The organism is Staphylococcus sp. LKG4-2 (genome assembly GCF_050955665.1).
Taxonomy (GTDB): Bacteria; Bacillota; Bacilli; order Staphylococcales; family Staphylococcaceae; genus Staphylococcus; species Staphylococcus saprophyticus.
Window position 1 is genome coordinate 605,830 of sequence record NZ_CP194532.1, and the last position, 15,626, is coordinate 621,455.

The window sequence follows — 15,626 nt, forward strand, 5'->3', positions numbered from 1 at the left end:
ATGAACGACTAGGATATAAAGAGAATATTAGGGCTAGCGCGCATGCAAAAGAACCTGAGGCATAAATGGATGTCTCAGGTTCTTTTTTGATTTAATTGATAGAAATCATAATGTTAAGTAAAGCAGATTTTGTTAGCTTGAAAATCAAAGGATCTTTAAAATAATGCATTGTTAATTTTAAACGTGGATAATTCGTTCTGTTTATTTGTTTTAATAGTGATTTATCTATATAGGTTTGGTTTATATTTTGAGGTATTAAATTGTTAATCAGACCATATTCACTATTGATTAAACTAGAAAATATTGGAAATGACTTAATGAAATGATGATTGATATTAACTGAAATCGTTGATTCGCTAAGATTATTAAAAAGTAATATATGATAGTGTGTTTTGGTTTTTGTGACGATAGCATAAGGCAGTGTTGTAATTGGTTGCTTATAATAAGGTGATAACAAACCGTAAATATGAACCACTGGCATAGCACTTTGATATTGATTGAACAACATGATGCGATCATAATCATCAGAATAGTAAGGATAGCCAAATCCTCCAATAAGTTGATTAAATTCAATAAGAAATTGAGTTATTGCGACATGTGTTTCTTGTTTAGAGTAGTGATAGCAACTTTTTATTGCACTATGGGTAAGGTGATTGAATATCAATTTTTTAGCATGCTTAGAACCTAAACTGTGAATAAACAATACGATACGTGCTTTTAAATCAAGGTCCTGTTGTATAGGTGAAATTTTTTGTGTGATTAACTCTGCTAAAGATATTAAATCTAAGTTAATAAAATATAAATCAGTTTCTAACAATGACATAAAGCGACGAATTTGTAGTATATTAGCACTGTTTTCAATAATCTTATCAATTATCACACCAATTTTTATTTGTGGGTAAGACTGTTTGATATTGTTAATCGATTCAGTCATCGACTTAGCTTCATTAAAAGTTAAATCTAACTGTAATGTAATATGATTTAAGTTATTTTTTAATTCAAGCAATAATTTACGCAAAAAAGTACTAGATTGATTTGTTAAAAATTTAGACGTAATTTTAAGCGTAATGTGATAATTTCTATCAATGAGTTGGTGTATAGATGTTAATACTTGTTGTAATTTAAAGGCATTTAAATGAATGATTTGCGTATCTAATATAGATATATTTACTTTTGGAAATACAAGGATATCATTTTGTTCTGAAATCATAGCATCAAAGTGTACTAAGTCATCAAGTCTTTCTAATTGTATGAATGTATGAGGTTCATTAAAAGTATCGCTAAAAGATAATGTTGATAAGTTGAGTGTCTTTGCAATGTGGTCTACACGTTTAGCTGACTTTTGGATTTGTGCAAAATAGTGAATCGTTTTAGCTTGATCTATATCAATTTGTTTGGGCTCGTTATAGTATTCTTGCCTAAAATTATAAATATATTTTTTGGGTGGCATCTGAATGTAATGTTTGAAATGTTTTGAATACGTACTTACATTTGTAAATTGATATTTGATAGCCACATCATAAATACTTTGATCATTTTGTATTAAATCAAATAATGATAAAGCAATTCTTAATGAAGTAGTGTAATGCTTAAAGTTCATATTTAGAATACTGGAAAATAATATTGAGATATATGATTGTGAAATATAAAATGCTTTAGATACATTCTTCGTACTTATTTTATGATAGATATTGTTATGTATATATTCAGTTATTTGCTGCAATAGCGGATGTTTGGTATTAAGTGGTGGAATATAAACTGTATTTAAGGTTACTTTAGCTTCTTTAATTAAAAAGTCAATGATATTTGAAATATAAAGACTTGCAGTGTTTTCATCTTGTAAGGGTAAGTGCAAATTCTCTAGTATTAAATTTCTAAACTGTTCTACAAGTTTGATGTGATTGAAATCAAAGTAAGAGGTTGAAAGACAGGTATCTTTTTCAAAAAATAATTGTAAAGGCAAACTTAGTTCTACTAAATCTTGTACATCGAACATTTGAAATAGATCAGCGTTGTTAATGATGATCCCGTCTTCAATGGTAATCGTTGATCCATTTAAATTGATTTTACAAGGTTTATTTAAGGGGAGTAGTATAATAACTTTGTTTATACATCTTTTTAATTCAGTTGTGTAATGATTTCTAATTGATAAGGAACTAATCACAAATATCACCTTTGCCTAGATAAATAACGATTGATTTAGATAATAATATTATTATTGTACAACTTCATTGTTTGAAAATGTTGAATATCTAAATTTATTAATATAAAGACTATTTGAAATAATTAATGAGGGGTGAATTTATTTATATTTTAGATTTTGTACAGATGGTATTAAAAAGTTGGGGTGTTGGATTAATAAAAAGATGTCTAAGAAAACTTGAAGCGAGGAAATTCAAAATTTGTTTGGTAGCGCTTGCAAAAACAAAGATTAGTTCTTATAATGTATATATTGACTTGTAAAAGTCTACAGTATAACTTAAACGTTTAAGGTGAGAGAGATGAAAAATAATAAACCTACTTTGCATGACGTAGCTCGTGTGGCCGGTGTATCCATTGCCACAGTATCAAACGTGTTGAACAATAAAAGTTCTGAATTAAGTGATAAAACCAAAGATAAGGTGCTAAATGCCATAGAAACATTGAACTATGAACCTAATCAATTTGCTAGGGGATTAAAGACAGGACGTTCCAATATTATTGCATTTATTATCCCAGACCAAAATCCTTTTTTTACAGAAGTGTTAACTGAGATAAGCCACGAGTGTCAAAAACATCATCTACATGTTGCCGTTGCATCTTCAGAAGAAAATGAAGACAAACAACAAGATTTAATAGAAACATTTGTATCACAAAATGTAAGCGCTATTATACTTGTGCCAGTGAAATCAAAATTTCAAATGAAGCGTGAGTGGTTGAAAATACCGATAATGACGTTGGACAGAGAGCTTGAATCTACAAGCCTACCGTCTATAACCGTTGATAATGAAGAAGCGGCTTATATTGCAACAAAACGTGTTTTAGAAAGTACATGTAAAGAAGTGGGCTTACTACTTGCGAATCCTAATATTAGCACTACAATCGGCAGGAAAAATGGCTATAATAAGGCTATTTCCGAGTTTGATTTAAATGTTAATCCGTCATTAATTCATTATAGTGATCAACAATTAGGGACAAATGCTCAAATCTATAGTGGTTACGAAGCTACGAAGACTTTGCTAAGTAAAGGGATTAAAGGAATTGTTGCTACGAATCATTTATTACTGTTAGGCGCGTTACAAGCCATAAAAGAAAGTGAAAAAGAAATTAAAAAAGATGTTATTATCGTGGGTTTTGATGATAGTTATTGGAATGAAATTTATACACCTAAACTTACAGTAATATCTCAACCAGTTAAAGAAATGGGTCAGGTTGCAGCAAAAATGATTTATAAATTGATTAAAGGTAAGGATGTAACGTCAATCAAACTATCGACAAAATTGATTATCCGTGAATCGTGTTCATTTAATAAAACTTAAAAAATCCATGACTATATGGGTTTTTATTGAATTTAACTTAAACGTTTAAGTAAAAGATGGTTAATCATAAAGGGGGAAATTAATTTGGATACTTCAAGTAATAGCGTGAGAGAAAAGACTTGGATGGGAGTACCGAGAATCATATTTGCAGCGCTCATTGCAATATTCATTTTCATGACAGGTGATGGCATCGAACAAGCATTTTTATCAAAAAACATTGTTGATTTAGGTTTTTCAAGCGGACAAGCATCACTTGTATTCACAGTATATGGTGTCATGGTAGTCGTCGGTTCATGGTTAGCGGCAGTTTTATCAGATGTCTATGGTCCGAGAAAAGTGATGGTTCTAGGAACAGTTATTTGGTTAGTATTTCACATATTATTTTTAGTTTTTGGGCTTGGTTTAGAAAATTACAGTATGATGTTGCTCATGTACGGTATTAGAGGATTAGGTTATCCTTTATTTTTATATGGATTTTTAGTGTGGGTAACATATATTACGAATAAAGCGCGGTTGGCAACTGCTATAGGTTGGTTCTGGGCAATGTTCTCAGTAGGTATGGGTGTGATTGGTACATATTTACCAAGCTTTACTATCCCTCATATAGGATTTATGGGCACACTTTGGATGTCTGTCATCTGGATCGGGGTAGGTGGATTAATTGCATTCTATGTCGTTGGCAAGAGAAATATTAAACCTAATGTGGATAAGCCTATTAAAGAAAGATATGTAAAAGTACTTAAAGAAGTGGGGATTGTCTATAAAAATCCAGATATTATTAAAGTGTTTGTAGTTAGGATTATTAATCAGCTTTCTCTATTTGGATTAGTCGTTATTTTCCCTGTTTTATTTACAGATACGATTGGTTTTACAATGCAACAATGGCTATGGACATGGGGAACGATGCATATTACTTGTATTGTAGGAGATGTCGTATGGGGTATTGTAGCGGATAAGATTGGATGGAAACGCCAAGTCATGTTATTTGGTTGTATAGGATGTGGCATTACAACGTTACTTTTCTATTATTTACCAATATTGAGTGGAGATATATTTGCTATTGCTATTTTATGTGCAGTGTTATTTGGTATTACGCAGTCAGCATTTGTTCCAATTTTTGCAATTTTTACTGCATTAGAACCTGAACATATTGGTGCAACGTTATCATCACATAATTTAGCTGCAGGTTTGAGTAATTTTGCTGCACCAGCCATTGCAACACTGTTCTTACCAATATTTAATGAAGTTGGTGTCGTATGGGCATTTGCAATTTGTTATTTCGTGGGTGCAGTGATTACTTACTTTATAAAAGTACATCAACCGGGTATAGATGATCGTAAAGTAACTGAAATGAATAAACAAACACAAACTAATTAGTAAAGGAATGATTTTAGTGGAAGAGGTCGTTCTAGGTATCGATTTAGGTACAAGTGCAGTTAAAACAATCGCAGTTAATAGAGATGGGCAAGTAGTTGGTCAAATGAGTGAACCATTGACATTAATTCAAACTGAACCTGGTTATAATGAACAAGATCCAGATTCGTGGGTTGAAGCGGTTATGAAAAGCATTAAAGAACTGCTTAAGTTAGATGAGTTGAAAAATAAAAAAATATCTGGCGCATCGTTCTCCGGACAGATGCATGGATTAGTAGCACTGAATCACCAAGGCGAACCAATTAGAAATGCAATCTTATGGAATGACACAAGAACGACACAACAATGCCAATCAATCAAAAATCAGTTTGGAGAAACATTGCTGAAAAATCCAATACTAGAAGGATTTACTTTACCTAAATTATTGTGGCTACAAGAGAATGAACCAACACATTGGCAAGCATTAGATGTGTTTTTACTACCTAAAGATTATGTTAGATACAAAATGACTGGTGATATTTCAATGGAATATAGTGATGCTGCAGGTACGTTATTATTGAATACAGATACAAAGCAATGGGATACACGAGTAGGTGAACAATTAGCAATAGGTGATATATATCCTAAGTTAATTAATTCGCATGATTTTGTTGGTAATTTAACAGAAGATGTAAAAGCAGCATTAGGGCTTGATAATGATGTCGCTGTATTTGCTGGCGGAGCTGATAACGCTTGTGGCGCCTTAGGAGCAGGGGTTATAAATGAAGCACAGGCTTTATGCAGTATAGGAACGTCTGGTGTTGTATTAACTTGCTCACAAGAAAATGAAAAATCATTAGGAAACAATATACATTATTTTAATCATGCATTGCCTCAAATGACATATACAATGGGGGTGACTTTGAGTGCAGGAGATAGCTTGAATTGGTTAAAACGTACAATGTTTGATGATGAATCCTTTGATGATATTGTGCAACAGGCTGCCGAATCTCAAATTGGTGCCAATGGTTTACTATTTGCCCCATATTTACAAGGTGAACGTACACCTCATGGTGATGCATATATAAGAGGCAGCTTTATTGGTTTAAGTAGTAATACAGTTAAGGCTGATTTTGCACGAGCAACAATTGAAGGGATCACATACTCGCTTTATGAATCGTATCGATACATGATGCAAGCGAACAGTAACAGTAATCGTGTTATTTCGATTGGTGGAGGATCTAAAAGTAATTTTTGGTTACAGCTTCAAGCTGACGTCTTTAACGCAGAGGTCACACCTTTGAAATATGAGGAGGGACCAGGTATGGGTGCAGCAATGCTGGCAGCTTATGGATTGGGTTGGTTTAAATCTATGGAAGACTGTGTAGATGCTTTTATTGAATATGATAAAACGTATTATCCAAACCTGGAAAACCATAAAAAATATGAACAGTATTATAACGTTTATAGACAAATTTATGAACAAACACAGACATTAACGCAACAATTATTAACTATTAAATAATATAGGAGGAGTACAATTATGGAAAAAAATATACCAGAAACAATGAATATCTCATTATTAAATAAGCCATTTGATATGGAAATGAAAGAAGTTAAAGTGCCGAAGATAGGCGCAACAGATGTCTTGGTAAAAGTGATGGCTGTAGGGGTATGTGGCTCAGACGTACATTATTATGAGCACGGACGTGTAGGTGAATTTGTAGTTGAAAAACCTCTCATTCTAGGACATGAGTGTTCAGGTGTAGTGACCGATGTAGGTAGTAATGTAACAAGATTTAAAGTCGGGGATAGAGTAGCGATTGAACCTGGTGTGCCTTGTGGTGAATGCGAGTATTGTAAATCAGGAAAATACAATCTATGTCCGGATGTAGAATTTCTTGCAACACCGCCAGTTGACGGTGCATTTAGTCAATATATCAGCCATCCTGAGGGCTTTTTATTCCATATACCAGAAGCATTATCATACGAAGAGGCAACCCTTAATGAACCATTTTCTGTAGGTGTGCAAGCTTGTAAAAGAGCCAATGTTCAACCAGGCTCAACAGTGGTTATTATGGGAATGGGACCAGTAGGGCTCATGGCAGTTGTGGCAGCCAAGGCATTTGGTGCTACAAAAATTATTGTATCTGATCTTGAAAAAATACGTCTAGACGAAGCATTAAAATTAGGTGCAACACATGCAATTAATATTAAAGAAGAAGGTGTGGCTACACGAATTAATGAAATTACAAAAGGTAAAGGTGTTAATTATGCATTTGAGACAGCGGGTAACCCAATTGCTCTACAAAATGCTTTAGCTGCTTTAAACAATGGTGGTACATTAGCTATTGTTGGTTTACCTCAACAAGAAAATATTGAGTTAAACATTCCTTTTATAGCAAATCATGAAATCAATATTGTAGGTATTTTTAGATACGCAAATACGTATGATATGGGTCTAGAAATGTTGGCGTCCACATCAGCAGATTTAAACACGATGTTCACGGATGCTTATGATTTAAATGAGGCAAAAGAAGCGATGGAACAGGCGAGAACGAATAAGAGTGGATCATTAAAAGTAATGGTTTATCCTAATGGTAAACCTGAATAAATTGATTATAAATAGAAGAACTAAAGTCACAGCCTGAATGTGACTTTAGTTCTCTTTTTAATGCACACACAATTAAGCGCACATTTTAAGAATGTAGTTTTATATCATAGATTAAAATGGGTGCATAAAGTTTAATTCTGGGAATGGAATATAACTATGATAATTAACGGCACATCACAAGCCTCGATATAAACACACACATTCTATATGAATATTATATAACTTATAATGTATCTTTACAATATTAAATCAAAAAAATTTTAAAGATAAAACGATTTTAATTGCGATAAATACTAATTACTGCTATAAAGTATTCATGATGACGTCGCATTATCATTAAGTGCACGTTTATTTGCTTTATATATATAAAGCGATTGATTTATATATGAAGATTAGAGAAGAAATGATTAAAAATAAAGTGAATAATCCATTGAATACTGAATTACTAAAAATATTAACAAAAGTAATCTGACTCAGGGCCATTAGAAAAACAGAACCGGTTGTTTAAATTTCAAGTAAGTCGAATGAAAATAGTAGGATTGCAATGATTATTAAATAACCCAGTGCTATGAAGAACAAGTTTAATAAATCTACCAGAAAAAGTTTTTTCATATCAACCAGCCTCCTTTTTACTATGCTATAACCGTTTTAAGATTATATAATCTGCATAGGTGCAATTTTAAAAATTCTTAATATTTAGCATGTTAACTATAATTAAAGTGTTTATATGAATCGAATGATTGAAGACATTAAAAAATTTAATTAATTAGGTTTAGTAAGCTATATATAGAATTTGAGTAAAAACGGTTTTGATTGATTAAATTGGTGATAAATAGTAAGTAAGTTTGATTTTTGGATGAAGGGGAGGTTAATGATGTATAAAGCGATTATTTTTGATGTGTATGGCACTATTTTTGATATATCTTCACTTGAAAAGCATATGGACCAATTTGATGAAGCGCAAGCATCTTCTATCTCACAATTATGGAGAAAAACACAATTACAACATATGTTTTTAAAACAAATTATGCAACGTTATATCACTTTTGATGATTTAACTAAAGATGCTTTGCGATATACGTTAGATGAACACAAAGTACAATATAATAGAGAAGATATTAATCAATTGTTTGATGCTTTTTTAGATCTAGACTATTTTAAAGAAATACCAAGAGTATTTTCGGATTTAAAAGCTAAAAATATAGATATAGGTGTGCTATCGAATGGTAATGATAGCATGTTAATGCCTTTAGTTGATAATTCGAAAATCAGTGAATATATTGACACTGTCATGAGTGTGGACGAAATTAAACAGTATAAACCAAGTCCTGCGAGCTATGCTTTAATATTAAATTATTATCATTTGACTAGAGAAGAGATTTTATTTGTTTCCTCAAATTCATGGGATATTACAGGTGCTGCAAACTTTGGTTTTGATACCGTTTGGATAAATCGTGACAAAGTACAATTCGATTATAATGGCCAATCTCCTACGATGACTGTGAGCAATCTTAATGAGTTAGTTAAATGGTTAGAAATGAATAAATAATAAAATAACATTGTGAAGTTTAGTGAAAATTTTGGATTACTTTATGTTGATAGTTGTTATAAGTGAATTTAATATTGACTGAAGAAGAAATAAACTCTATACCCATTGCCAAATAGAAAAAGAGCTTGAGCCACTTATTTGTGTCCCAAGCTCTTTTAGTACATCTTGTATTAAAAACAATATATTAGATTATTTAAAGTCATTCAAATATTGTGGAAGCATTTGTGTGTAAAGATCAATGAATGTTAAGTACGTATCTTTATATACATATTCGTCAACTTGATGCGCTTGTCCTGTTTCACCTGGACCATACATAACAAATGAGAAATCTTCACCTTTATCTTTCATTAAATAAGACGCATCAGTAGTTGCTGTAGAAGACGTAACATCTAAATCTCTGTTGAAATATTCATCGCCTAAAGATTTTGCTGATTTTAAGAATTCATTGTCACCAGTCGTATATACTGGATCACGATTAACATAAGGATTAACAGTAATATCGGCGTTATCTTCTTTTTCTACTTTTTCTTTTATACTGTTGAATAAGCTTTCGAATTTTTTATTATCATATGCAGGAATGGTACGCATATTAAATAATGATTCTGCGTATTCAGGAATGGAATTCACTTGATCGCCACCATTGATAATCGTTGAATTCATTGTAGGTGTACCTAAAAGTTTACTACGAACATCTACTTTATTATATTCAACATTTAAATAGTGAATAAAATCAACGAGTGGATTAATAGCATTAAATCCAAGTTCTGGCATTGAACTATGTGCGGATTTACCTTTTGAAATCACTTGGATATCCATCGTACCTTTGTGAGTATAAACAATACCATCTTGTGAAGGCTCAGCAATTAATAATGCTTCAACGTCATCCATATAACCTTTTTCATGCAATAAAGCAGCTCCATTACTCGTTACTTCTTCACCAGCAGTGGCCATAAAGCGAATGGTACCTTGATTTAATGTACCTGCTTTTTTAATTTCTATTAAACTAATAGCGAGTGCTGCCAACCCTGATTTCATATCAGCAGAACCACGGCCGTGTAATCTACCCTGATCATCTTCTGTTAATTTAAATGGATCATAGTTCCATTGCTCTGTATCACCTGTTGTAACGACATCCATATGTCCTGAAACTCCAACCACAGGTTTGCCACTTCCAATTTCAGCCACCAAGTTTGCACGTGAAGATTCATCTTCTAATTCTAATATTTCGGAATTAATATCATATTGTTTAAATAGTTTTTGTAAATAATGTGCAACATCTAACTCTTTTTCATTTACGGATTGAATTTCAATGATATCTGATAATATTTTCACGCGTTCTTCATTAGATAATACTGACATGTAAACACTCTTTCAATTGATATATATACAGTAATATATACCACTAACATGCATTTTTAAAACGCATAGGAGAAGTGAGTTGATGTCGTAATGACGTGTTTTATTTGCTTAAGTCAAGTTGATAAAATGCAAGATCTAACCATTTATCGAACTTATAACCAACATTTTGTATCGTACCTGAGTGTTGGAAATCGAATTTTTTATGCAAATAAATACTATTGTCGTTTGTAGCATCAATACCTGCAACGAGTGTCTTATAACCTTCAACCTGAGCATGATTTATAAGTTGTTTGAGTAGTTGTGAAGCGATGCCTTTACCTCTATGATGTTCATTTACGTATATAGAATGTTCAATTGAGTATTGGTATGCAGGCCAATCACGGAAAGACCCATAAGTAGCAAATGCAACAGCTTCACCTTGTTCTTCGAAAACAAAAATAGGTTCATTATTTTGAGATTTATTTTCAAACCAAATTTCACGTGATGCTAAGGTCTGTGGCTTATACGAGTATACTGCAGTTGTATTTAAAATTGCATCATTATATATATCTAAAATATTTGGCAAATCACTTTTAGTAGCATGTCTTATCATTATATGACCATCCTTTGTTTTTACTATGTTTCAAATTAAATAATAAAATCATTAAATACCTCAGTGCAAAATTTAGCAAATGTATGTTATAAAAGTTAACATTTAGTAGCATTATACTTCTTTTGGTATAGTTAGATTAAGGTACATCATACATTATAAGTTGTGCTATACTTATTTATAATATTTGAAGAAAAGATGATTTGGAAAAGGAGTTACACGTGTATGAAAAAATGGGGGAATCGACTCATTACCTTAATTGGTGTGCTATTCATATTAGCAGCGATTTATTTATTCGCTAAACCGCATATTGACCAGTATTTACATGAAAAAGAAAGCGAAGAAAAAATAGAAACGTATGATAAAGATGCTGCAAATAAAAAAGAAAACAAACAGGAAATTCCAAAAGATAAATCTGAGATGGTGGGATACTTAACAGTCCCAGATGCAGAAATAAAGACTCCTGTTTATCCAGGACCGGCAACGCCTGAGCTGTTAGATAGAGGTGTTAGCTTTGCAGAAGCGGATGAGTCGCTAGATGATCAGAATATTGCCATTGCTGGTCATACTAATATCGGATCGTCTGATTATCAATTTTCTAATTTAAAAGAAGCGAAAAAAGGCAGTGAAGTGCGCTTTAAAGTAGGCAATAAGAACAATGTCTATAAAATCACAAAAATATTTGATGTCAAACCTGAAGATGTGCAAGTTTTAGATGAACACAAGTCTAGTAAAAAACAATTAACGTTAATTACTTGTGACAACTATAATGAACAAACAAATACTTGGGAAGATCGTAAAATATTTATAGCTGAAGCGGTATAAGTTTAAATAAAAGACCTTATCATAGAAATGATGACACGATACAGATCATTCTTAAGATAAGGTCTTTTTTATTGTATTATTTATCAAAAGCATTGATAAAACGTTTTGTGATTTCTTTCGGTCTTGTTATCGCGCCACCTACAACAGTACAATGAACACCTAAATCTGTTACATCTTTAAACATTTCAGGTGTAATTACATTACCCTCAGCAATGACTTTAGCATTTACATGAGCCAAGACATCTTTTAAAAAATGATAGTTGTTTTCATATAAAATATGACCTTTTGTATATGACGTATACCCACGTAACGTAGTGCCGACATAGTCGAAACCAAGTTCATCTGCATTTTTAGCTTCTTCAAGTGTAGAAATATCCGCCATAATTTCAACGTTTGGTGCTTTATTTCTTATATAGGATACAAGCTCTGATAATGATTCTTTAGGACGAGTTTGTTTGGTTGCATCTAATGCGATGACTTCGCAGTTACTTTCAATTAATTCATCGATCTCTTTACTTGTAGCCGTGATGAAAACGTCAGAATGCGCATAATCACGTTTTACTATTCCAATTACTGGTAAGTCGACTTCTTTTTTGATTTCAATAATGTCTGCTTTAGAATTCGCTCTGATACCAACGGCTCCACCTTCATATGCTGCTAAGGCCATTTTAGACATAATAAAAGATGAATGTAATGGTTCATCTGGTAATGCTTGGCACGATACGATTAATCCCTGTGGTAACATAATTGCACTCTCCATAACTTTAGTAGATTTAATTGAATATTTATATTGTATTAGATTTGTATTTTCAATATAACACAAGAAAATATTAATCAATACATTTCGTTGTTATGAAAAACATTTTCATTTATAATATAATGAAATCAAAATTTGGAAGCAGGGGATTATATGAAATTTGAGAATCGCATTCAACGCTATCATCATTTATTTACAAAAACAGACAAACAAATTGTTGAATATATTCAAAGTAATCATTTTGATGATTCATTTTCAACAATCAATTCATTGGCGCATGCGATTGGAACATCGCCAGCAACGATTACGCGCTTTAGTAATAAATTAGACTATGATAATTTCCAAGATTTAAAATTTAATTTACAGCAAGAAATGACGGATAAAGTGATAGAAAATAGTCCGTTGATTCAGCGTATTCATAAATATCATCAAGATATTATCCAACAAACTGGTGAATTTATATCTGATGAAAAAATTCAAAGTTTTGTAAATCAAATCATGAGAAGTAGACAAATTATTTATGCGGGTTTAGGTAGTTCTGGTTTATCTGCGACAGAGTTTTATTACAGAATGATGCGCATGGGATTAAAAGGTAGTGTATCGACAGATGCGCATCAAATGAAAATATTTGGATCATTATTAACAACTTCTGATACATTTGTTGCCATTTCAAATAGTGGGGAAACTGCTGAGTTAATTGCAGCAGCTGAAGTGGCACACGCGCGTGGGGCCTATGTGGTTGCTATAACAAATTACGAAGGTAGTACATTGACGGAATGTGCAGACTTGGTATTAATTACTACGGCTCAATCAAGAATCAATGATTCAAGATTTATCAATACACAAATAGCGACACTTTTTTTAATAGATATTGTAAGTTATTTACTGTTAGATGACGATTATATGCATAATGTCTATCAACATACGAAAAAGACTGTGCTGAATGAATAGCATTTTATATGTAGGATGTTGTTACTTAAAAGCGCACTTTATCAAACCATATTTGGTTTTGATAAAGTGCGTTTTTTTTAATTATTAAAATTGTGAAACTGCACCAAATAGTGAAGCATGATTCTTAGTGTGTGTCGTTTTAATTTCGGCATGACCATATTCAGGTGGAAGGAAATTCTGAATTTTAGGAACGATATATTTAAGTAAAGTTTGATCTTGAGCAGAAATCCCTCCACCAATCAGAATTAAACCAGGATCATACATGATTTGTATTTGTGCTAGGCCTTCTGCAACATTAAAGCTCCATTCATTTAGAATATCTAAGGCGAGTTCATTGTCTTGATCCGCCAATTTAAATAGCATTGGCACATCATCGCTATAAGGGAATGATTTGGATTTCATTAAAAATTTAAGTGCTGTAGTAGAAGCGCGTTGTTCAAATGTTAATTGATCTTCAGAGCGATATAGTAGGTAGCCAATCTCATTGGCACGATGACGTGTGCCATTGTATAAACCTAAAGTTTGATTATAAAAAGCACCACCAATACCAGTTCCCAAAGTAAGACAAAAAATGTTATCTACATCATATTGATGAAAATAAAGTTCTCCTAATAAAGCCGCATTAACATCATTGTAAATTTTGACATCCGCATTGAGTGATGCTAACAGTTTGGGGAAATTTGTGCCCCTAAAATTAGGAATGGTAGGGCCAGTATAATCAACCACGCCATTGGTTTCATCTATTACACCTGCGCTGGAAATGCCTACATGCAGTGGTGAAAGTTTATAGGTCATTTGAAAATGTTTAACAATGTCATAAACTTTGTCAACGATGTATTCATTGGTATTATTCGGTGTGGGTATTTTTTGATAATCTACAAAATTTAAGCCGTTATCTAAAACAGCAGCTTTGATATCAGTGCCTCCGATATCAATTGCGACTTTATAATCCGTCATTTATATTGCCTCCTGTAATGTATTCAAATATATATGTATCATTTTTAAATTTAAAAGTGTAGCTATAATAACTTTGAAAAATATTTTCATTGAAATTTAGTATAAATGATGAATTTTTTCGAAATGCTATTGATACACTTTATGGTAGCGTTTACAGTTTGAACTGTAAATAGTATTAAACAAACACTTTTCAACTTGGATAAAGGAACACAGGGTTTTTAACAGAAAAATACTCATAAAAGCAAACGGAGGTTTATTTCATGGAAGATAAATTTAAAGGATTATATGCAGCATTATTAGTACCATTTGATGAAAATGGACAAGTGAAAGAAGAAGGGTTAGCACAAATTGCCAAAAATGCGATTGAGACAGAAAAATTAGATGGCTTATATGTTAATGGTAGTTTAGGTGAGAATTTCTTGCTCAGTAAAGAACAAAAGAAACAAGTCTTCAAAGTCGCAAAAGAAGCGGTCAATGACGATGTGAAAATGATTGCGCAAGTTGACTCATTAGACTTAAATGAAGCGATTGAACTTGGTAAGTATGCTACAGAACTTGGGTATGATGCGATATCTGCAGTCACACCATTCTATTATCCATTTTCATTTGAAGAAATTAAAGACTATTATTTTGAACTTATTGAAGCTACACAAAATAACTTAACTATTTATGCAATTCCAGATTTAACGGGTGTAAATATTTCGATTGAACAATTTGGTGAACTTTTCAACCATGAAAGAATCATTGGTGTGAAGTATACAGCGCCAAACTTCTTCTTATTAGAAAGAATTCGTAAAGCTTTTCCAGATAAATTAATCTTATCAGGATTTGATGAAATGTTAGTTCAAGCAGCAGTATCAGGCGTAGATGGTGCAATTGGTTCAACCTATAATGTCAATGGTGTGCGTGCAAGACAAATATTTGAAAAAGCGCAAAATGGCAATATTGCGGAAGCTTATGAAATTCAACACGAAACCAATAATATTATCGAAAATGTATTATCTATGGGGATTTATTCTACGTTAAAAGAGATTTTAGCATCACGTGGTATTGACGGCGGCGTACCTAAACGTCCATTTAAACCATTTAACGAAGCAAACAGAAGTAAATTAGACAAACTGATTAAAGACTATAATTTATAAGACATCGCGTAA

At 32.2% G+C, this 15,626-nt stretch carries 13 protein-coding genes; 8 read left to right on the forward strand and 5 right to left on the reverse strand.

Annotated features, from left to right (window positions below):
* Positions 1–91: 91 nt before the first annotated feature.
* Positions 92–2,164 carry a helix-turn-helix domain-containing protein gene (locus ACM6UH_RS02775; protein ID WP_011302337.1) on the reverse strand — a complete coding sequence of 691 codons (2,073 nt, stop codon included), beginning with the start codon at positions 2,162–2,164 and terminating at the stop codon, positions 92–94.
* 337 nt (positions 2,165–2,501) lie between these two features.
* Here ACM6UH_RS02775 and ACM6UH_RS02780 point away from each other — a divergent pair, with 337 nt between their 5' ends.
* From ACM6UH_RS02780 to ACM6UH_RS02800, 5 genes are all read left to right on the forward strand, one after another.
* Positions 2,502–3,518 carry a substrate-binding domain-containing protein gene (locus ACM6UH_RS02780; RefSeq protein WP_047504607.1) on the forward strand — a complete coding sequence of 339 codons (1,017 nt, stop codon included), beginning with the start codon at positions 2,502–2,504 and terminating at the stop codon, positions 3,516–3,518.
* A gap of 84 nt (positions 3,519–3,602) precedes the next feature.
* A complete protein-coding gene (locus ACM6UH_RS02785) occupies positions 3,603–4,895 on the forward strand; it encodes an MFS transporter (protein ID WP_047504604.1) in 1,293 nt (430 codons plus the stop codon).
* Positions 4,896–4,902: 7 nt separating this feature from the next.
* The gene (gene xylB / locus ACM6UH_RS02790; protein ID WP_156676063.1) at positions 4,903–6,396 is read left to right on the forward strand and encodes a xylulokinase; all 1,494 of its coding nucleotides are present in this window, start codon (positions 4,903–4,905) and stop codon (positions 6,394–6,396) included.
* 18 nt (positions 6,397–6,414) lie between these two features.
* On the forward strand, positions 6,415–7,485 hold the full coding sequence (locus ACM6UH_RS02795; protein WP_011302342.1) for an NAD(P)-dependent alcohol dehydrogenase: 1,071 nt from the start codon (positions 6,415–6,417) through the stop codon (positions 7,483–7,485).
* 874 nt (positions 7,486–8,359) lie between these two features.
* Positions 8,360–9,034 carry a haloacid dehalogenase type II gene (locus ACM6UH_RS02800; RefSeq protein WP_011302343.1) on the forward strand — a complete coding sequence of 225 codons (675 nt, stop codon included), beginning with the start codon at positions 8,360–8,362 and terminating at the stop codon, positions 9,032–9,034.
* 189 nt (positions 9,035–9,223) lie between these two features.
* On the opposite strand, the gene ACM6UH_RS02805 is transcribed toward ACM6UH_RS02800, so the two are convergent.
* Both ACM6UH_RS02805 and ACM6UH_RS02810 read right to left on the reverse strand, forming a co-directional pair.
* A complete protein-coding gene (locus ACM6UH_RS02805; RefSeq protein WP_047504601.1) occupies positions 9,224–10,393 on the reverse strand; it encodes an ArgE/DapE family deacylase in 1,170 nt (389 codons plus the stop codon).
* A gap of 100 nt (positions 10,394–10,493) precedes the next feature.
* On the reverse strand, positions 10,494–10,985 hold the full coding sequence (locus tag ACM6UH_RS02810; protein WP_011302346.1) for a GNAT family N-acetyltransferase: 492 nt from the start codon (positions 10,983–10,985) through the stop codon (positions 10,494–10,496).
* Between the two features lie 222 nt (positions 10,986–11,207).
* Here ACM6UH_RS02810 and srtA point away from each other — a divergent pair, with 222 nt between their 5' ends.
* Entirely contained in the window at positions 11,208–11,807 is a 600-nt protein-coding gene (gene srtA, locus ACM6UH_RS02815) for a class A sortase SrtA (RefSeq protein ID WP_011302347.1), read from the forward strand.
* A gap of 76 nt (positions 11,808–11,883) precedes the next feature.
* On the opposite strand, the gene ACM6UH_RS02820 is transcribed toward srtA, so the two are convergent.
* Positions 11,884–12,552, reverse strand: coding sequence for an N-acetylmannosamine-6-phosphate 2-epimerase (locus ACM6UH_RS02820; protein WP_047504598.1), 669 nt, complete (start codon positions 12,550–12,552; stop codon positions 11,884–11,886).
* A gap of 165 nt (positions 12,553–12,717) precedes the next feature.
* On the opposite strand from ACM6UH_RS02820, the gene ACM6UH_RS02825 reads away from it, so the two are divergent.
* Positions 12,718–13,515 carry a MurR/RpiR family transcriptional regulator gene (locus ACM6UH_RS02825; RefSeq protein ID WP_047504595.1) on the forward strand — a complete coding sequence of 266 codons (798 nt, stop codon included), beginning with the start codon at positions 12,718–12,720 and terminating at the stop codon, positions 13,513–13,515.
* Between the two features lie 84 nt (positions 13,516–13,599).
* Here ACM6UH_RS02825 and ACM6UH_RS02830 read toward each other — a convergent pair whose 3' ends face one another.
* Positions 13,600–14,472 carry an ROK family protein gene (locus ACM6UH_RS02830; RefSeq protein WP_047504592.1) on the reverse strand — a complete coding sequence of 291 codons (873 nt, stop codon included), beginning with the start codon at positions 14,470–14,472 and terminating at the stop codon, positions 13,600–13,602.
* A 260-nt stretch (positions 14,473–14,732) separates the two neighbouring features.
* On the opposite strand from ACM6UH_RS02830, the gene ACM6UH_RS02835 reads away from it, so the two are divergent.
* Complete coding sequence (locus ACM6UH_RS02835) at positions 14,733–15,614, forward strand: N-acetylneuraminate lyase (RefSeq protein WP_047504589.1); 882 nt, start codon at positions 14,733–14,735, stop codon at positions 15,612–15,614.
* Positions 15,615–15,626: the final 12 nt, after the last annotated feature.